The organism is Massilia sp. CFBP 13721, from assembly GCF_014842025.1.
Classification (GTDB): Bacteria; Pseudomonadota; Gammaproteobacteria; order Burkholderiales; family Burkholderiaceae_D; genus Telluria.
Genome location: NZ_JACYUY010000002.1, coordinates 333,740 through 351,764, shown reverse-complemented (window position 1 = coordinate 351,764; position 18,025 = coordinate 333,740). Strand labels below are relative to the sequence as shown.

Genomic DNA, 18,025 nt, shown 5'->3' with positions numbered 1-18,025 from the left:
CGTTTTCGTCGTGCTGCTGCACTTCCCACAGCGCCGACCAGGAGCCGACGTCGCTCCAGCCGATGTCGGCCGGCACCACGACCGCGTTGGCGGTGCGCTCCATGACCGCGTAGTCGATCGAGTCCGACGGGCAGCTCGAGAACGCGGCTTCGTCGAGGCGGCAGAAGTCGAGGTCGCGGTAGCCTGTGGCGACCGCTTTTTCGGCGGCCTCGGCAATGGCCGGAGCGAAACGGGCCAGCTCGGCCAGGTACTGATCGGCGGCGAACATGAACATGCCGCTGTTCCAGTAATAGCCGCCATCGGCGACAAAGCCTTCGGCGGTGGCCAGGTCCGGCTTCTCGACGAAGCGCTCCACCTGGTAGCAATCATCGCAGCCGGGCAGCGCCGCGCCGCGGCGGATGTAGCCGTAACCGGTTTCCGGCGCCTGCGGCACGATGCCGAAGGTGGCCAGGCCGCCGCCTGCCACCAGGCCGGCGGCGCGGGCGACGGCTTCCTTGAAGGCGCCCGTGTTTTCGATCACGTGGTCGGCCGGCAGCACCAGCATGACCGCCTCGGGATCGATCGCCTTCAGGTAGTGCGCCGCCGCGGCCACCGCCGGCGCGGTATTGCGCCCGGCCGGTTCGAGCAGGATACCCAGCGGCGTGATGCCGGCCGCGCGCAGCTGTTCGGCCACCATGAAACGGTGGTCGTTGCCGCACACGACGAGCGGCGCCTGCAGCCCCGGCAGGCCGGCCACGCGCAGCGCGGTGTCCTGCAGCATGGTCTTGTCGGCGACGAGCGGCAGCAATTGCTTCGGCAGCACGGCGCGCGAGAGCGGCCACAAACGGGTGCCGGCGCCGCCGGAGAGAATTACTGGGTAAATTTTCATGCCTTGGCTTTCTTGATAGGGGTACTGGACGATTGATAGATTCTGTATTGATTGGATCGCTGACGATCGTTCAGGATCCTGGGGGCGCATGTCGGGTATCTTCCCGACGACCGCAAGGTCCGGCAGCCCGTCATTATATGGCAACGGACTTTCCAAGGAAAAATGGAAATTAGCAAGAGTGTGGCTGCCGGAGGTCTACCTAGCTGGCAGCACAGCATATGGACAGGGAGTATGGGACGTCCCGAGGATCGCCTGCACTGGCCCCAAATGAAAACGACGGCTTGCGCCGTCGTTTTCGTTCCCGGGAAGGGTTATTACTATGAGGAATTTAATTCTCTCGAAAACCGCACGTATGCGGAGAAGGTAGTGTCACCAGATTTTTTACGACTGCGAACAGGTTGGCACGTGTTATTGATTGCCCCTCCTGGAAGAACTACAAGAACCAATATAGACCATCTTGCGGAACATTCAAGGACATATTGAGCAAAATCAGTTCAGCTCAGTTAATTCAGCTCAGTTAATTCAGTTTAGGCAGTGTCGTGTGCGACATTGCCTTCAATGCCCCCTCGCCTACCGAAGCGCCAAACTTCTTGAGCACCCGTTCCGGCAAGCCCTCGTGCGCCGTGTAGTCGACGATGTCTTCGGCCTTGACGATGTCGCGCGCCACCGTGTCGACGGTGCCGAAGCCGTCGGCCAGGCCCATGTCGACCGCTTTCGCGCCGGTCCAGTACAGCCCCGAGAACATGTCGGGCGTTTCCTTCAGGCGCGTGCCGCGTCCGGCGCGCACGACGGTGATGAATTGCTGGTGGATCTCGTTGAGCATTTCCTGGGCGTGCGCGCGGTGCTTGTCGGACTGCGGGCTGAACGGATCAAGAAAACCCTTGTTGGCGCCGGCCGTCAGCAGGCGCCGCTCGACGCCGAGCTTTTCCATGGTGCCAGTAAAGCCGAAGCTATCCATCAGCACCCCCACCGAGCCGACGATGCTGGCTTTATTGACATAAATGCGGTCGGCCGCGGCGGCGATGTAGTAGCCGCCCGAGGCGCAGATTTCGTCGACGACGACGTACAGCGGCTTGTCCGGATAGCCACGCTTCAAACGCCGGATTTCGTCGACGATGATGCCTGCCTGCACCGGACTGCCGCCGGGGCTGTCGATGCGCAGCACCACCGCCGCCGAGCCCGCGTCGGCGAAGGCCTTGTTCAGCGAGGGGATGACGTTGTCGGCGGCGCCGCTGCCTTCTGCTTCGATCTCGCCGTTAATTTCGATTAATGCGGTGTGGCGGCCGAGGTTTTCGTCGTCGCTGCCGAAGCTCAGGTCGAAATAGGTCCAGAGGCCGACCACGATGACGGTGAGGAAGGCGAGCCGGAAGAAAATGCTCCAACGCCGCGCCGCGCGCCGCTCCTTGATCGTGGCGAACACGAGCTTTTCGAGCGTCTCGCGTTCCCAGTTGCCGGCCGTCGGGTTGTCGACAAAGTGGCCATCGCCGTCGTGCTTGATGTTGTCGCTCATTACGCTTTCTCGATGCTCCGTGAATGAAAGGAATGCTTCTTTATTTACCCACCACTACCCGCCGCCACGCCGACCCGCTCGTCCGGTTGCCAGTACACCTTGCCTTCGACCTCGCGCACTGCGATCGGACGCAGCTTGCCGCCGCGGCAGGGTCCGCCCGCGCACACGCCGCTCTCGGGCCGGTAAACGGCGCCATGGGTCGCGCACATCAGGAATTCGCCGCTCGACTCGAAAAACTGTCCCTGCACCCAGTCGAGTTCCATCGGCACATGGGCGCAGCGGTTCAGGTAGGCATAGGCGGTGCCTCGATACCGCACCACGAAGCCGGTCGCCGCCTCGCCGAAGACGGCGACCGGAAAGCGCACGCCCTCCCCGCCGTCGACGAGCAGCTCGGAATCGCAGATCAGCACTGGAGGCGCGTCAGTCATCGGCTTATGCAAACTCCGCCAGCCAGGCGTGCAGTTCGACCGCGGTTTTCGCCGAGTACAGCGGACGGCAGGCTTGCAGCTGGTCGACCGGGTGCGCGCCATATTCGACGGCGATCGCCGCGGCGCCGGCATTTTTTGCCATCAACAGATCGTGGGTGGTGTCGCCGATCATGACGGTGCGGCGCATGTCCTGGCCCAGTTCGCGCGTCAGTTCCTGCAGCATGGCCGGGTGCGGCTTGGAAAACGTTTCGTCGGCACAACGCGTAGCATCGAACAGCGACAGCAGCCCGCAGGCGTTCAACGCCCGGTTCAGCCCGACCCGGCTCTTGCCGGTGGCTACCGCCAAAAAGTATCCCTGCTGCGAAAGTTCATTCAACATCTCGCGAACGCCCTTGAACAGCACCAGTTCGTGGTCTTTCGTCAGGAAGTGGTAACGGTAACGCTCGACCATGCGCGGATACAGCGCCGCCGGCATGTCGGGCACCGCCACCTGCATCGCTTCGGGCAGCGCCAGGCCGATGACGTGGGCGGCGGCCTCGTCGCTCGGCACCGGCAAGCCGACGTCGCGCGCGGCCGCCTGGATGCACTTGACGATGGCGACCGTGCTGTCCATCAGCGTGCCGTCCCAGTCGAACACGATCAGATCAAATTGCTTTCTTGGCATTTCTTCCGGCCTGAAGCCAGCTCCTCTTTTGTTTCATCGCGGCGGACGATTCACCGCCCGCTTGTCCGTAGGGTGGACGGCTATGCCGTCCACGCGTCGATTGTTGGCTGCTGCGTAACGCCACATGTGCTGGCGTACGAATGTTCACCCGATAGCTGAACGCGTGGACGGGGAACCCGTCCACCCTGCAAGGTCACCAGTGCGCCAATCCGCGTGTGCATTAATTCACTGCCTGCCCCAAGCTTAGCAAGAAACGGTCGCACTCGGCGGGCAAGGGTGCCTGCAAGGTCATCGGTTTGCCTGTTTCCGGATGCGTGAACGTGATTTTATAGGCGTGCAGGAACATTCGGCGCAAGGCCCCGCGCGTCGCATCGGCCTTTTGCAGCTGCTTGTTCATGGCGAAATCGCCGTATTTCTCGTCACCGAGAATAGGAAAGCCCGATGAAGCCAGATGAACGCGAATCTGGTGGGTGCGGCCGGTTTTCAGTTCCGCTTCCAGCAAGGCGAAATGCTCCCATTTGCGCAGCAAATTGAAAATCGTGTGCGATTCCATGCCACCCGCCTGCACCACCACGCGCCGCTCGCCATCCGGGGTCGAGAATTTATGCAGCGGCAATTTGACGTGCTGGCGCTTGTTGATCCAGTCGCCGGCGACCGCCGCCAGGTAGCGTTTATCCGTATGGCCGTCGCGCATCTGCTCGTGCAGGTTGGTCAGCGCCGAACGCTTTTTGGCGAGCAGCAGCAGCCCCGAGGTTTCGCGGTCGAGGCGGTGCACCAGTTCCAGGAACTTGGCGTCCGGCCGCGCCGCGCGCAATTGCTCGATCACGCCATACGACACGCCCGAGCCGCCATGCACGGCCACGCCGGCCGGCTTGTCGATCACCAGCAAATGGGTGTCTTCATGGACGATTCTGAATTCGGCGCCCGGCACCGGCGCGGTATGCGTTTTTTCGGCGAGGCGGATCGGCGGAATACGCACCAGGTCGCCTTCCACCAGGCGGTACAACTGGTCGATACGGCCCTTGTTGACGCGGACTTCGCCGGAACGCAGGATGCGGTAAATGTGGCTTTTCGGTACGCCCTTGCAGACGCGCAGCAGGTAGTTATCGATGCGCTGTCCGGCTTCTTCTTCGGTGATCGTGACGAAAGTTGCTGCTAACGCCTGTGATGAAGGGGGAACAACATCGCTTTGCATCTTCATTTGGATTGTCTTCCCAGAAATTCTCTCTAAGTCCTTCATTTTGAATATATAATCGACAGGCGGCGGTCAAACCTCTGCAGGTGTAAGAATTAAAACGATATTTTACACAGGGGCGCGCTCCATCGGCCCCGCAGGCATGCAAATTCGATGGAAAAAACGTGTACGCACATTCCTGCGCAGTTCAAGGTTGCACCGCAGTTGTAATCGGATCGCGTGCAGGAGTGCCGGATTGGATTGATTGGAACTATAAGGATAAGTACCGGCAAGCCTGCTTCTTGCGGGCTCGCCGGTTGATGGTGTCGATAACGCTTGTCGTTTCGCCCGACCCGTTGCAAGCCTCATCACAAGGCTTGAGAGACAAGGCTGATAAATCGCCTGTCATCGAAGTCCTGGAATGTGTTCGCTGTAAACGGTCAGGCTGGTTTTGCGCGCACCGCCTGCACCATGTTGCGCCGCTCGGGATGAGCGGCCCTGGGTGCGGCGTGCCCTCGGCATGACGATCGATCCCATGCGCCCTGTTGCGGCGGCGAGCCCCTGGCCTCGCCTTGCCGCACGTCCGGGCATACCCCCTCCAGCTCTCCCCTCCCGCGTACGTCCCTGTACTTTCGCCGCCCTGGCAAGGCGGCCTGGAACGGCCCACGGGTCGCGGAGTAAAAAATGAAACGTATGTTGTTTAACGCTACGCAGCAAGAAGAGTTGCGCGTAGCGATCGTCGACGGTCAAAAACTGATCGACATCGATATCGAAACGGCTGGACGCGAACAGCGCAAGTCGAATATCTACAAGGGTGTCATCACCCGCATCGAACCCTCTCTCGAAGCTTGCTTCGTCAGCTACGGCGAAGACCGCCACGGCTTCCTCCCCTTCAAAGAAGTTGCCCGCACGTATTTCCGTGACGGCGTCGACGTGCGCAATTGCTCCATCAAGGAAGCGCTGCGCGAAGGCCAGGAAATCATGGTGCAGGTCGAGAAAGAAGAGCGCGGCAACAAGGGCGCGGCCCTGACCTCGTTCATTTCGCTGGCCGGCCGCTACCTGGTGCTGATGCCGAACAACCCGCGCGGCGGCGGCGTGTCGCGCCGCGTCGAAGGCGAAGAACGCCAGGAACTGCGCGAGACGATGGACAAGCTGGACCTGCCGCAAGGCATGTCGGTGATTGCCCGTACCGCCGGCATCGGCCGCAACGTCGAAGAACTGCAATGGGACTTGAATTACCTGATGCAACTCTGGCGCGCGATCGAAGGCGCCGGCAAGTCGGCCTCGGGCGCCTTCCTGATCTACCAGGAAAGCTCGCTGGTCATCCGCGCGATCCGCGACTACTTCCAGCCGGACATCGGCGAAGTCCTGATCGACACCGACGAGATCTATGAGCAGGCCCAGCAGTTCATGAGCCACGTGATGCCCGACATGGCGCACCGCGTAAAACGCTACAGCGACGACGTGCCGCTGTTCTCGCGTTTCCAGATCGAACACCAGATCGAAACCGCCTACGCGCGCACCGTGCCGCTGCCATCGGGCGGCGCGATCGTCATCGACCACACCGAAGCGCTGGTTTCCATCGACGTCAACTCGGCACGCGCCACGCGCGGCTCGGATATCGAGACCACCGCCTTCAACACCAACTGCGAAGCCGCCGACGAAGTGGCGCGCCAGCTGCGCCTGCGCGACCTGGGCGGCCTGATCGTCATCGACTTCATCGACATGGAAGTGGCGAAGAACCAGCGCGAAGTCGAAACCCGCCTGAAGGACGCCCTGCACCACGACCGTGCCCGCGTGCAGATGGGTAAAATTTCGCGCTTCGGCCTGATGGAACTGTCGCGCCAGCGCCTGCGTCCGTCGCTGTCCGAAGGTTCGCACGTGACCTGCCCGCGCTGCTCGGGCACCGGCCACATCCGCGACACCGAATCGTCGGCCCTGCAAGTCCTGCGCATCATCCAGGAAGAGGCGATGAAGGAAAACTCGGCCACGATCCACGTGCAGGTGCCGGTCGACGTCGCCGCCTTCCTGCTGAACGAGAAGCGCGGCGAAGTCCTCAAAATCGAGAACCGCCACCGCATCAGCGTGATCCTGGTGCCAAATAAACACCTCGACACCCCGCACTACAAGCTCGAGCGCATCAAGCACGACGATCCGCGCCTGGAAGAAGCGCCGTCCAGCTATACGCTGGCCGAGACCGCCGAAACCGACATGGCCTACAGCAAGCGCCAGAAGGAAGAAGCCAAGCCGCGCCAGGAAGCCATGGTCAAAACCATCACCCCTGCCCAGCCAGCGCCGGTGGTCGACCGCAGCGAAGCGGCCAAGCCGGTGAAAGCGGTGGAAGCGCCAGCCGCGCCGGTCCAGCCGATCGTGGTGGAGCCGGTCGGTTTCTTCGCCAAACTGAAGAGCTTCTTCTTCGGCGCACCGGAACCGGTGGCGCCAGCGCCAGTGGCGGCCGAGCCGGTCAAGCCGGCGGCACCGGCGCAAGGCGAGCGCGGCGAGCGCAATGGCCGTGGTCCGCGCGCCCGGAACGGAAGAAATGAGGGCCGCAACGAGGGCCGTAACGAAGGCCGCGGCGGCAAGCCGGAGCGCAACCGCGAAGAACGCGACACGACGACTGCCAGGAACGGCGTCGACGAGACGGTGAAAGCGGGCGAGTTCGAGGGCAAGCCGGCGCGTCCACCGCGTCCGCCACGCGAGCCGCGCCCACCACGTGAAGCGCGCGAAGGCGCCGAGGCCGCCGTCCAGGCGCCACGTGCCGAGCGTGGCGAACGTCCGGAACGCGCACCGCGCCAGCCGCGCGAACGCACCGAGCGCCAGCAGGCGGTCGAGGCCAAGCTGGAAGAGCTGAATATTCCAGCCGCCGTGCCGATGCCTGAATCGGAACTGTCGACCACGACCCCGCACGGCGACCAGCTCGAGCACGCCGTCAAGGCTGTGACCGGCACCGGTCCGCAGGGCGAGGAAATCGAAGGCGAAGGCGGCGACGAGCCGCGCCGCCGCCGCCGCCGTGGTGGCCGCAACCGCAATCGCCGCGACCGCGACGGTAACGAAGTCGAGTCGGGCGAGATGGGCGACAACGACGGTACGCCGGCATTCATGCCGGTGGCCGACGAAGAAGCCGCGAAAGTTGCTGCCGCCGAGAAGTCGAACCGTGGCCGTGGCCGTGGCGAAGGACGCCAGCAAGCCGCCAAGCAGGCGCCATGGCCGTTCCCGACCGCAGCTTCGGTTGCAGCGGCACAAGCCAAGGCTGCCGCTCCTGCAGCGCCGGCGGCAAAGCCTGCCCCGGCAGCGACGCCGTCGTTCGGCGTGCCGGCAGCGACCGCGCAAACCTGGTTCTTCCCGACCGCCGCCTCGATCGCTGCTGCGCAGCCCAAACCGGCCGCCCAGCCGGTGCCGGCCGCACCGGTTCCGGTTACCGAGGTTTCTGTTGCCGCAGCACCGGCCGCAGTTGCGCCGGTTGCCGAGGCGCCTGTCGTCGAAGCGGCGGCTCCTGCACTTGCTCCAGTGGCCACGCCTGCTCCAGTAGCCAAGGCGCCTGTTGCCGAAGCGCCGGCCGCTGCGCCTGCTCCTGCTACTGAAGCAGCGGCCCCTGCGCCACAGGCCGCTGCGCCAGTCGCGGCAGCGCCAGCGCCACAGCCCGCGGCCGACCTGAGCGAGGTGCTCGGCGCCGCCGGCCTGACGCTGGCCGCCACCGATCCGGAAAAGCTGCGCGCAGCCCAGGAAGCGGCCGCCCAGGCAGCCGCCCCGGTCCGCGTCGGCCGTGCCCGCAAGCCGGCGCCGAAGGTGGTCGACGAGCCGCTGATCCAGGTCGATACGCGCCAGTAATCCTGGCGGGTTAGTCCGGTAAAAAGGGAAGCCATGTGCTTCCCTTTTTTTTGTAGACCCGTAAGGTGGGCGGCACCAAGGCCGCGAGCCGATCAAATGGCCGGGTGGAGCCGGCCACCCTACGCCTTCGGATACCACCGCGCCTGTGCGTGCGCGCCCCTCGTGCTATCGTATTGGCATGTCTGAAAAAATCATCATGCTCCACGACCTGCGCGCGCCCATGCTGGCCGTGCCGGCGGCGCCCGTCGGGATTCTCAGCGACGCATTGGCGCGGCCCCTGCACGACCTGCGCATCTCGGTGACCGACCGCTGCAATTTCCGCTGCGTGTACTGCATGCCGAAGGAAGTCTTCGGCAAGGATTACCCTTATCTGCCGCACGGCGACCTGCTCTCGTTCGAGGAAATCACGCGCGTGGCGCGGCTGTTCATCGCCCACGGCGTCGAGAAGATCCGCCTGACGGGGGGCGAACCGCTGCTGCGCAAGAACCTGGAACACCTGGTGGCAATGCTGCGCGCCCTGCCGACGGTGTCCGGCCGCCCGCTCGACCTGACGCTGACCACCAACGGCTCGCTGCTGGCGAGAAAAGCGCGCGTGCTCAAGGATGCCGGCCTGGACCGCGTCACGGTCTCGCTCGACGCGCTCGACGACGCCGTCTTCAAGCGCATGAACGACGTCGATTTTGCGGTCGCCGACGTGCTGGCCGGGATCGACGCCGCCCACGCCGTGGGCCTGGGGCCGGTGAAAGTCAACATGGTGGTCAAGCGCGGCACCAACGACGACCAGATCGTGCCGATGGCGCGCCACTTCAAAGGCTCGCCGACGATCCTGCGCTTCATCGAATACATGGACGTCGGCGCCTCCAACGGCTGGAACATGGACGAAGTCGTGCCCTCGGGCGAGGTGGTGCGCCGCATCGGCGCCGAGCTGCCGCTGGTGCCGGCCGCTGCCAACTATACGGGCGAAACCGCGGCGCGCTGGCGCTATCTCGACGGCGGCGGCGAGGTCGGCGTCATCTCGAGCGTCACCGGCGCCTTTTGCAAGGATTGCAGCCGCATGCGCCTGTCGACCGAGGGCAAGCTGTACACCTGCCTGTTCGCCACCCGCGGCCACGACTTGCGCGCGCTGCTGCGCGCCGGCCACGACGACCTGGCGCTCAGCGGCGCGATCGCGCAATTGTGGCGCGGGCGCACGGACCGCTATTCGGAAACGCGCACCGTGGAGACGCAGGGCAGCGTGCAAGGGGCGCGCAAGGTCGAAATGTCCTATATCGGTGGATAATGCGAGGCGGTTAGTTAATCACACAATAACAATGACACAACAAGCATCGATCAGTGGACTGATCCTCGCCGGCGGGCGCGGTACGCGCATGGGGCAGGTCGACAAGGGCCTGCAGCCGTTTCGCGGCAAGACCATGGCCGCCCACGTACTGGAACGCCTCGCGCCGCAAGTGGCCGACGTGGCGATCAACGCCAACCAGAACCTGGACACCTACGCCGCGCTCGGCGTGCCGGTGTGGCCGGACGATTTACCGGGCTTCGCCGGGCCGCTGGCCGGCATGGAAACCGGCATGCGCCGCTGCCAGACCGAGCTCCTGCTGACCGCACCCTGCGACTCCCCGTTCCTGCCGCCGGACCTGGCTGAGCGGCTGTTGGGAGCGCTGCGCGCGCAGGATGCGGATCTCGCCTTTGCCGTGACCCAGGAACCCGGCCAGCGTCCGCAGCCGCATCCGGTGTTCTGCCTCGTGAAGGCGTCGCTGCTGCCGATCCTGTCGGCGTATCTGCGCGAAGGCGGACGGCGCATGGACGGCTGGTACAAGGACCTCAAGGCGGCCGAGGTGCCGTTCGACGATGCCGACGCCTTCCGCAACATCAATACGCTCGATGAGTTGCACAGCCTGGATACCACGCGCGCGCCGCGCCTGGCCGACGTGACCAGCTGCCTCTCCGCCTACGATCCGGACGCGCTGCCGGTGGAGGATGCGCAGCGCATCATCCGCGCGTTCGTGCAGCCGGTGCAGGCCGTCGAGCAGGTCGCGCTGCGCGCCGCCTTGGGACGCGTGCTGGCGCGCGACATCGTCTCGCCGATCAACGTGCCGGCGCACGACAACTCAGCGATGGATGGCTATGCGCTGCGCGGCGGCGACCTCCCCGCCGACGGCCAGGTGCGCCTGAGCGTGATCGGCACCGTGTATGCGGGCAAGCCGACCGGCCTGGCGCCGGCCCCGGGCGAATGCGTGCGCATCATGACGGGCGGCGTCATGCCGGACGGCTGCGACAGCGTGATCCCGCAGGAATTCGTGGCCGAGGAAGGCAAGGCGTCGATCGTCATCGCGGCGGGTACGTTGAAACCGGGCGACAACCGGCGCTTCGCCGGCGAAGATCTCAAGGCAGGCAGCGCGGCCCTGAAAGCCGGCAAGGTGATCCGTCCTGCCGACCTGGGCCTGGTCGCTTCGCTCGGCATCGCCGAAGTGCCGGTGCGGCGCCGCCTTCGCGTCGCCTTTTTCTCGACCGGCGACGAACTGCGCTCGATCGGCCAGCCGCTCGACGAAGGCAGCGTCTACGACAGCAACCGTTACACGATCTACGGCATGCTGCAGCGCCTCGGCTGCGACATCATCGACATGGGCATCGTGCGCGACGATCCGGCCGCGCTCGAGGAAGCGCTGCGCAGCGCCTGCGAGAATGCCGACGCCATCATCACCTCGGGCGGCGTCTCGGTCGGCGCCGCCGACTACACCCGGCAGATCATGGCGCGCCTGGGCGACGTCACCTTCTGGAAGATCGGCATGCGTCCCGGCCGCCCGCTCGCGTTTGGACGCGTCCAATCGAACGGCCACGGCGCCTTCCTCTTCGGCCTGCCCGGCAACCCGGTGGCGGTGATGGTCTCGTTCTACTTCTTCGCCCGCGACGCGCTGCTGCGCATGATGGGCGCCGACGCCCCCCTGCCCCTGCTGCGCGCGCGCTCGCTTGGGGCCATCCGCAAGAAACCCGGCCGCACCGAATACCAGCGCGGCGTGCTGACGCAAGGCGAGGACGGCATGCCGCAGGTACGCATCACCGGTTCGCAAGGCTCGGGTATCCTGCGCTCGATGTCGGAGGCGAATTGCATGGTGGTGTTGCATGATGGGCAGGGGAATGTGACTGCGGGAGACATGGTCGACGTGCTGATGTTCGAGGGCTTGGTTTGATGTAGGGTGGGCGCCCCGTGCCCACGCGTACGGACATCTCCGGATTACGCGGCCCTACTCCACCCACATCGACTGCGCCTGTTGCGTCCCACCCCAATCCGGTGCATATAAACCTTCCCGCACATACCGATGAAACGTCGAATACGGCCACGCTGCCGCGCTGGCGGCATGTCCATGACGCACTGGATTGAAATGGATGTAATCCATATGCCGCTCGAAATCTTGTTCATCGCGAATTGCATGCTCATGGAAGCGGCGCTGCCATATCGCCGCATCACGGTGTTTGATGCGTGATGTGGTATCCGCGGAAATCGTCGGCACGCCGGCAAAGCGCGAAACCGCATTTTTGATGAGCGACCAGCGCGTCGAATAGTCGACGTCGCCGGCTGGTAAAGTCCAGATGCAGTGCAAATGATCAGGCATCAGGACCAGGGCGTCGATTTCAAACGGTCGGGTAATGCGAACGTTTTGCAGTGCGCGGCGCAATTCGGCCCGAATCGGCGGAAGGCACAGGATCGGCTGGCGGCGGAACGACACCAAGGTGAAGAAGTAGGTAGTACCAGTGCGGGCGCGGCGGTAACGGGTCATAGTCGCGCGCATTGTAGGGTGCGCACACGGCCGTTCAGTACGGGTCGTGAACGATCAATGAGACACGTCAAAGAGACGCATCGTCATCAATCCAGCAAGCGGCGCGTCAGTGCAGAGTTCCGCGTGGGCACGGGGCGCCCACCCTACGGGTCCATCTCCGTTTCTCGTCCCAGCATCAACTGCGCCGCCTCGCTCGGCAACGCCTCCACCGACTTCAGCTTTCTTGCCATCTGCCTGCTGCGCACCTCGGCACTCTCGATGTTTTTCGCCGCCTTTTCCAGCGTCAGCTTGGTCGCGGCCAGCACGTCGCCGAATTTGCCGAACTCGGTCTTCACCGCGCCCAGCACCTGCCACACTTCGGACGAGCGCTTTTCCAGCGCCAGGGTGCGGAAGCCCATCTGCAGGCTGTTGAGCAGCGCCGACAGGGTCGAGGGGCCGGCGATGGTCACGCGCAGCGTGCGCTGCAGGTCGTCGGCCAGGCCGGGGCGGCGCATGACTTCGGCATATAGCCCCTCGGTCGGCAGGAACAGGATCGCGAAATCGGTCGTCTGCGGCGGCGAGACGTATTTTTCGCAGATCGTCTTCGCTTCGTTGCGCACGGCGCGTTCGAGTTCGCCGCCATACTTCGCCACGCCTTCGGCGTCGGCGCGGTCCTGCGATTCGAGCAGGCGTTCGTACTGCTCTTTCGGGAATTTGGCGTCGATCGGCAGCCATAGCGGCGCGCCGCCGTCGGTCACGCCGGGCAGCTTGATCGCGAATTCGACGCGCGCATTGGTCCCGCGCACCGTCTCGACGTTCTTGGCGTACTGGTCGACCGTCAGCACCTGCTCGAGCAGCATTTCGAGCTGGACTTCGCCCCAGGTGCCGCGGGTCTTGACGTTGGTGAGCACACGCTTCAGATCGCCGACGCCGATCGCCAGCTGCTGCATTTCGCCGAGGCCCTGGTGCACCTTTTCCAGCCGTTCGGAGACCTGGCGGAAGGATTCGGTCAATCTCGTTTCCAGCGTGTTGTGAAGCTTTTCGTCGACCGTCTGGCGCATCTCTTCCAGGCGCTTGGCGTTATCCGTTTGCAGGTCGCGGATCTTGTGTTCGAGCGTGGCGCGCACTTCCTGCATGCGCTGGGCGTTCGATTCGGTCAGGTTGCCGAGGGTCTGCTGCAGCGTGTCGGCAAAGCGTTTCAATGCGCGCGCCTGCTCTTCACGTCCGCCGGCCGCATGCAGCTGCATCTGCTGACGCATGCTCTCCAGCTGCTGGACCGTCGCGCCCTGGTGCTGTCCCATGTGCCCGGCCAGTTCCTGGCGCGTGGCCTGGGCGCTGTGCTGCAGCTCCTGGCGCAGTTCGCGTTCGAGGCGTTCAAAGGCGAGCGCACTGCCGTCACTACGGCCGCGCAAGAGCAACAATACCTGCAAGGCGATCACGGCCAGGACGCCCGCAACCAATAGCGCAAATTGAAAAGTGGACATCAATCGGCCTTGTTGCGCATCCAGTCGGCGGTCTGGTAGAAGGACTGCATCAGGCGCATGCGCAAGTCGTCGTCCATGCCGATGTCTTCCATCGCCCAGGCCATGGCGCGCAGCCACTGGTCGCGCTCACTGGTACCGATACCGAACGGCAGGTGGCGCGCGCGCAGGCGCGGGTGGCCGTGACGCTCGACGAACAGGTCGGGTCCGCCCATCCAGCCGGACAGGAACATGAAGAGTTTTTCACGCGAACTGTCGTTCGGCTTGGGGTGCAGGGCGTGGATGCCGGCGAATTCGGGCTCCAGCTCCATCAGGTCATAAAAGCGGTCGACCAGTTCGCGCAGGCGCGCTTCGCCGCCGATGATTTCGTACAGGGTTTGGTTCTCGGACATGGCAGCATCATACCGTAGGGTGGGCGCCCCGTGCCCACGCGTGAACGCCGAATATCGTTAGCCCGACTCCCGCAGCGTCTGCAACGGCGGTTGCCGCAACACGCTGCGCAGCCCCAGCCAGCCGCCCACCAGCGCGCACACGGCGCCGACCACGATCCCCGCCAGCCACACGCCCGGCTCGAAGGTCCACGGGAACTTGAACTGGAACGTCGCCAGCGCCCAGCCCAGCGCCGCCGCGCCGCTCGCGGCCAGCAAACCGGCCAGGCCGCCGACCAGCACGAACTCGATGCGCTGCGCCTGCGCCAGCTGCTTGCGCGTCGCCCCCAGGGCGCGCAGCAGGCCGGCTTCGCGCGTGCGTTCCGACTGCGATCCCATCAACGCCGCGTACAGCACCAGCACGCCGGAAGCGAGCGTGAACAGGAATAGGAATTCGACGGCGACAACCACCTGGTCGACCACGTCCTGCACCTGGCGGATGATGCCGCTGACGTCGATCACGGTCAGGTTCGGGTAGGTGCGCGCCAGCGTGTTGGCCAGGCCCGCGCCCTGCTGCGGCAGGTGGAAGGCCGTCATGTAGGTCGCCGGGGCATTCGCCATCGCTTGCGGGTTGATGATGACGAAGAAGTTGGCGCGCATCGAGCCCCATTCCAGCTTGCGCAGGCTCGTCACCTTGGCATCGACCACGATGCCGGCCATGTCGAAGCGCATGACGTCGCCCAGTTTCAGGCCCAGCGTCTTGGCGATGCCCTGCTCCACCGAGGCTTCGGACACGCCAGGCGCGTCCGCGTACCACTTGCCGGCGACGATGTCGTTGCCCTCCGGGGCATCGGCAGTCGTCGACAGGTTGAATTCGCGATTGGCCAGGCGGCGCGCGTCGTCGCTGGCGTAGGTGTCGCGCGTGATGGCTTTGCCGTTCACCGCGGTCAGGCGGCCGCGGATCATCGGGTACAGCACAGGTTTGTCGACGCCGGCGGCGGTGATGCGGCGCGCCACGTCGTCCCGTTGTTCGGGCAGCACGTTGATGATGAAGCGGTTCGGTGCATTCTCCGGCGTGGCGCGCTGCCAGGCCGCGACCAGGTCGCCGCGCACCACGGTCAGCAGCAGCAGCGCCATCAGGCCGAGTGCGAGCGACACCACCTGCACGATGGTCGCGCCGGGGCGGCGCTGCAGCGAGGTGACGGCGAAGCGCCAGCCCTGGTGGGCCGAGATCCCGCGCAGGCGGCGCAGCAATTTCAATCCCAGCCAGGCCACCAGCGCAAACACCGCGAAGCCGCCGAGGAAGCCGCCGGCCGTCAATAGCGCCAGCTTCGGGTCGCCCGCCTGCCACAGCAGCAGCGCCAGGAACACGCCGATGCCGAGGCCATAGGTGGCCAGCGCCATGGGTTGTGGCGCGCTTTGCTCGCGCCGGATCACGCGGTTGTGCGGCACGTTGCGCAGTTGAAGGACGGGCGGCAGTGCGAAGCCGACCAGCAGCAGCATGCCGGTGGCGATGCCCTGCAACGCCGGCAGCAGCGACACCGGCGGCAGGTCCGGCGGCAGCAGCGTGCCGATCAATTGGAGGAGCACGAAGTGCGCGCCGAAGCCGACCAGCACGCCGATGACGCTGCCGGCCAGGCCGACCAGCGCGAACTCGATCAGGTACATGGCGCCGACGCCGTTCTGGGTCATGCCGAGGCAGCGCAGCATGGCGCAGGCGTCCAGGTGGCGCTGCATGAAACGGCGCGCGGCCATGGCGACGGCGACCGCCGCCAGCATCGCCGACAACAGGCCGACCAGCGACAGGAAACGGTCGGCGCGCTCTAACGTGGCCTGCATCTCGGGACGGCCGTTCTCGATCGACTCGATGCGCACGCCCTTGACGTTGTCCTGGGCGATGCGCGCGCGCAGCCAGGTATCGAAATCACGCACGCGCGCCAGGTCGTTGTTCGAGGGCGCCGCCACCAACAGCTTGTAGGTCACGCGCGCAAAATCGTCGACCAGGCCGGTGGACTTCAGGTCGTCAAGCGACAGCATCACGCGCGGCGCGAAGTTGGCGAACGAGGCGCCGCGATCCGGTTCGGCCGCTACCAGCTGGGTGATGGTGAATTTACGATCGCCCACCTGCAGCGCATCGCCGACTTTCACGTTCAGGGCCGGCAGCAGGTTGGCGTCGACCCAGACGGTGCCCGGCGCCGGGATCGCATTCGCAGCCGTTCCGCGCGCGGCGCTGGCCTGGTCCGGATCGGTCGTGATGCGCAGCGTGCCGCGCAGCGGATAGCCCGTCGAGACGGCCTTGATCGAGGCCAGCTGGGCTTGCGAATTCTCGCCCTCTCCGCCTTGCGCCATGCTGGGGAAGGTGACGGTATCGGCCAGCAGCAGGCCGCGCCGCTGCGCTTCCTGGCGCCAGGCGGGCAGGATCGGATTGTCGGCGTTGACCAGCAGGTCGGCGGCGAGCAGCTGGTTGGCGTCGCGCGCCAGGCCGGCGCGCATGCGGTCGATGAAGAAGCCGACCGAGGACAGCGCCGACACCGCCACGATCAGCGCGACCAGCAGGAAACGCAGTTCGCCCGCGCGCCAGTCGCGCGCGGTCATGCGGAGGGACTGCATCAACATCGGCTGTTTTCCTATCGGTTGGCGAAGAAGGCGTCGACTTCCGCCAGGAAGCCGCGCTGTTGCTCGGGCCCGAGGAAGGCGGCGCTGAAACTGTTGCGCGCGAGCTGGCGCGCGTGCGATGCGTCCAGCGGCAGCGCCTCGAAGGCGGCGATGAAATTGTCGTTCATGTAGCCGCCAAAATAGGCCGGATCGTCGGAATTGACGGTCGCCGCCAGGCCCTTGTCGAGCAAGGTGCGCAGGTTATGGCTGCCCATCACGTCGAACACGCGCAGCTTGATGTTCGACAGCGGGCAGACGGTCAGCGCCATCTGTTCGCGCACCAGGCGCTCGACCAGTTCCGGGCTTTCCAGGCAACGCACGCCGTGGTCGATGCGCTCGACCTGCAGCACGTCGAGCGCGCTTTCGATGTACGCGGGCGGCCCCTCCTCGCCTGCATGCGCGACCAGGCGCAGGCCGAGCTGGCGTGCGCGTTCGAACACACGCGCGAATTTTTCCGGCGGGTGGCCCACTTCGGACGAGTCGAGGCCGACGCCGATGAATTTGTCGCGGTGCGGCAGCGCTTCGTCGAGCGTGGCCAGCGCTTCCTCTTCCGACAGATGGCGCAAGAAGCACATGATCAGCGAGGCGCTGATCGGGCCTTCCTGGCAGGCGCGCCAGATGCCGTTGATGACGGTCTCGAAGGGCACGCCACGCGCGGTGTGCGTCTGCGGATCGAAGAAGATCTCGGCATGGCGCACGTTGTCGCGCGCGGCGCGCGCCAGGTAGGCGGCGGTCATGTCGTAGAAATCCTGCTCGACCAGCAGGACGCTGGCGCCGGCGTAATAGATGTCGAGGAAAGACTGTAAATCGGAAAAAGCGTAGGCCTGGCGCAACGCTTCGACCGATGGGTAAGGCAGCGATACGCCGTTCCTTTGCGCCAGCGCAAAGATCAGTTCCGGCTCGAGCGAGCCCTCGATATGGATGTGCAATTCGGCCTTCGGCATCTGTTCGATGGTCTGGCGCAGCTGCTCGTTCAGCATGGATGTTCTCCGTCAAATGCGGTTTTCAGGTGCAGGACCGGCAAGTGTACCGCATGCAGCCATGGCTCAGTTTTCATTGGACAGGCGGTCGAAAAACGACCGGTTTCGCGTGCGCCGCCGGCATGCCGGATCGTGCACGATCGATCCCTTCCTTTTGTCAACCCAACAGTAAAGGCTTGTGGAAATAGCCATACAGCATGCATAAATATTTTCTTCTGGTCAGACTGCTGAGCACACCAAAGTAGACCTGGAAATATATTGGTTTTCGTTAATAATCAAAGGCTTATCGTCCTACGCGCGAATGCGCTATCCTG

13 protein-coding genes are annotated in these 18,025 nt (G+C 64.8%); 3 read left to right on the top strand and 10 right to left on the bottom strand.

Annotated features, from left to right (window positions below; genetic code table 11):
* The 5 genes from IFT60_RS03170 to IFT60_RS03150 form a co-directional block, all read right to left on the bottom strand.
* On the bottom strand, positions 1–868 hold an 868-nt coding region (locus tag IFT60_RS03170; protein ID WP_192049387.1), incomplete at its 3' end, for a mannose-1-phosphate guanylyltransferase/mannose-6-phosphate isomerase.
* A 517-nt stretch (positions 869–1,385) separates the two neighbouring features.
* Positions 1,386–2,378 carry a S49 family peptidase gene (locus IFT60_RS03165; protein WP_192049385.1) on the bottom strand — a complete coding sequence of 331 codons (993 nt, stop codon included), beginning with the start codon at positions 2,376–2,378 and terminating at the stop codon, positions 1,386–1,388.
* Between the two features lie 44 nt (positions 2,379–2,422).
* Positions 2,423–2,806 (bottom strand): Rieske (2Fe-2S) protein, encoded by a 384-nt coding sequence (locus tag IFT60_RS03160; RefSeq protein WP_192049383.1) that lies wholly within the window; start codon positions 2,804–2,806, stop codon positions 2,423–2,425.
* Between the two features lie 4 nt (positions 2,807–2,810).
* The gene (locus IFT60_RS03155) at positions 2,811–3,470 is read right to left on the bottom strand and encodes an HAD-IIIA family hydrolase (protein ID WP_192049381.1); all 660 of its coding nucleotides are present in this window, start codon (positions 3,468–3,470) and stop codon (positions 2,811–2,813) included.
* A gap of 220 nt (positions 3,471–3,690) precedes the next feature.
* On the bottom strand, positions 3,691–4,671 hold the full coding sequence (locus tag IFT60_RS03150) for an RluA family pseudouridine synthase (RefSeq protein ID WP_192049379.1): 981 nt from the start codon (positions 4,669–4,671) through the stop codon (positions 3,691–3,693).
* Between the two features lie 657 nt (positions 4,672–5,328).
* Between IFT60_RS03150 and IFT60_RS03145 the strand changes: the two genes are divergently transcribed.
* From IFT60_RS03145 to moeA, 3 genes are all read left to right on the top strand, one after another.
* A complete protein-coding gene (locus IFT60_RS03145) occupies positions 5,329–8,472 on the top strand; it encodes an Rne/Rng family ribonuclease (protein ID WP_192049377.1) in 3,144 nt (1,047 codons plus the stop codon).
* 178 nt (positions 8,473–8,650) lie between these two features.
* The gene (moaA, locus tag IFT60_RS03140) at positions 8,651–9,751 is read left to right on the top strand and encodes a GTP 3',8-cyclase MoaA (protein WP_192049375.1); all 1,101 of its coding nucleotides are present in this window, start codon (positions 8,651–8,653) and stop codon (positions 9,749–9,751) included.
* A gap of 31 nt (positions 9,752–9,782) precedes the next feature.
* A complete protein-coding gene (gene moeA / locus IFT60_RS03135) occupies positions 9,783–11,660 on the top strand; it encodes a molybdopterin molybdotransferase MoeA (RefSeq protein WP_192049373.1) in 1,878 nt (625 codons plus the stop codon).
* A 54-nt stretch (positions 11,661–11,714) separates the two neighbouring features.
* Here moeA and IFT60_RS03130 read toward each other — a convergent pair whose 3' ends face one another.
* From IFT60_RS03130 to IFT60_RS03110, 5 genes are all read right to left on the bottom strand, one after another.
* Entirely contained in the window at positions 11,715–12,248 is a 534-nt protein-coding gene (locus IFT60_RS03130) for an REP-associated tyrosine transposase (protein ID WP_192049371.1), read from the bottom strand.
* Between the two features lie 143 nt (positions 12,249–12,391).
* Entirely contained in the window at positions 12,392–13,711 is a 1,320-nt protein-coding gene (locus IFT60_RS03125; RefSeq protein WP_192049369.1) for a DNA recombination protein RmuC, read from the bottom strand.
* Positions 13,711–14,100: a group II truncated hemoglobin gene (locus tag IFT60_RS03120; RefSeq protein ID WP_192049367.1), complete on the bottom strand. Its 390-nt coding sequence runs from the start codon at positions 14,098–14,100 to the stop codon at positions 13,711–13,713. The genes IFT60_RS03125 and IFT60_RS03120 overlap by 1 nt, the downstream gene beginning before the upstream one ends.
* A gap of 57 nt (positions 14,101–14,157) precedes the next feature.
* Complete coding sequence (locus IFT60_RS03115) at positions 14,158–16,692, bottom strand: ABC transporter permease (protein WP_192049365.1); 2,535 nt, start codon at positions 16,690–16,692, stop codon at positions 14,158–14,160.
* A gap of 11 nt (positions 16,693–16,703) precedes the next feature.
* On the bottom strand, positions 16,704–17,711 hold the full coding sequence (locus tag IFT60_RS03110) for an adenosine deaminase (protein ID WP_192049363.1): 1,008 nt from the start codon (positions 17,709–17,711) through the stop codon (positions 16,704–16,706).
* Between the last annotated feature and the right edge of the window lie 314 nt (positions 17,712–18,025).

Excerpts from the sequence above, each read along its gene's own strand:
- IFT60_RS03165 (WP_192049385.1), bottom strand. The coding sequence starts at position 2,378 with ATGAGCGACAACATCAAGCACGACGGCGATGGCCACTTTGTCGACAAC.
- IFT60_RS03160 (WP_192049383.1), bottom strand. The coding sequence starts at position 2,806 with ATGACTGACGCGCCTCCAGTGCTGATCTGCGATTCCGAGCTGCTCGTC.
- IFT60_RS03155 (WP_192049381.1), bottom strand. The coding sequence starts at position 3,470 with ATGCCAAGAAAGCAATTTGATCTGATCGTGTTCGACTGGGACGGCACG.
- IFT60_RS03150 (WP_192049379.1), bottom strand. The coding sequence starts at position 4,671 with ATGAAGATGCAAAGCGATGTTGTTCCCCCTTCATCACAGGCGTTAGCA.
- IFT60_RS03145 (WP_192049377.1), top strand. The coding sequence starts at position 5,329 with ATGAAACGTATGTTGTTTAACGCTACGCAGCAAGAAGAGTTGCGCGTA.
- moaA (WP_192049375.1), top strand. The coding sequence starts at position 8,651 with ATGTCTGAAAAAATCATCATGCTCCACGACCTGCGCGCGCCCATGCTG.
- moeA (WP_192049373.1), top strand. The coding sequence starts at position 9,783 with ATGACACAACAAGCATCGATCAGTGGACTGATCCTCGCCGGCGGGCGC.
- IFT60_RS03130 (WP_192049371.1), bottom strand. The coding sequence starts at position 12,248 with ATGACCCGTTACCGCCGCGCCCGCACTGGTACTACCTACTTCTTCACC.
- IFT60_RS03125 (WP_192049369.1), bottom strand. The coding sequence starts at position 13,711 with ATGTCCACTTTTCAATTTGCGCTATTGGTTGCGGGCGTCCTGGCCGTG.
- IFT60_RS03120 (WP_192049367.1), bottom strand. The coding sequence starts at position 14,100 with ATGTCCGAGAACCAAACCCTGTACGAAATCATCGGCGGCGAAGCGCGC.
- IFT60_RS03115 (WP_192049365.1), bottom strand. The coding sequence starts at position 16,692 with ATGTTGATGCAGTCCCTCCGCATGACCGCGCGCGACTGGCGCGCGGGC.
- IFT60_RS03110 (WP_192049363.1), bottom strand. The coding sequence starts at position 17,711 with ATGCTGAACGAGCAGCTGCGCCAGACCATCGAACAGATGCCGAAGGCC.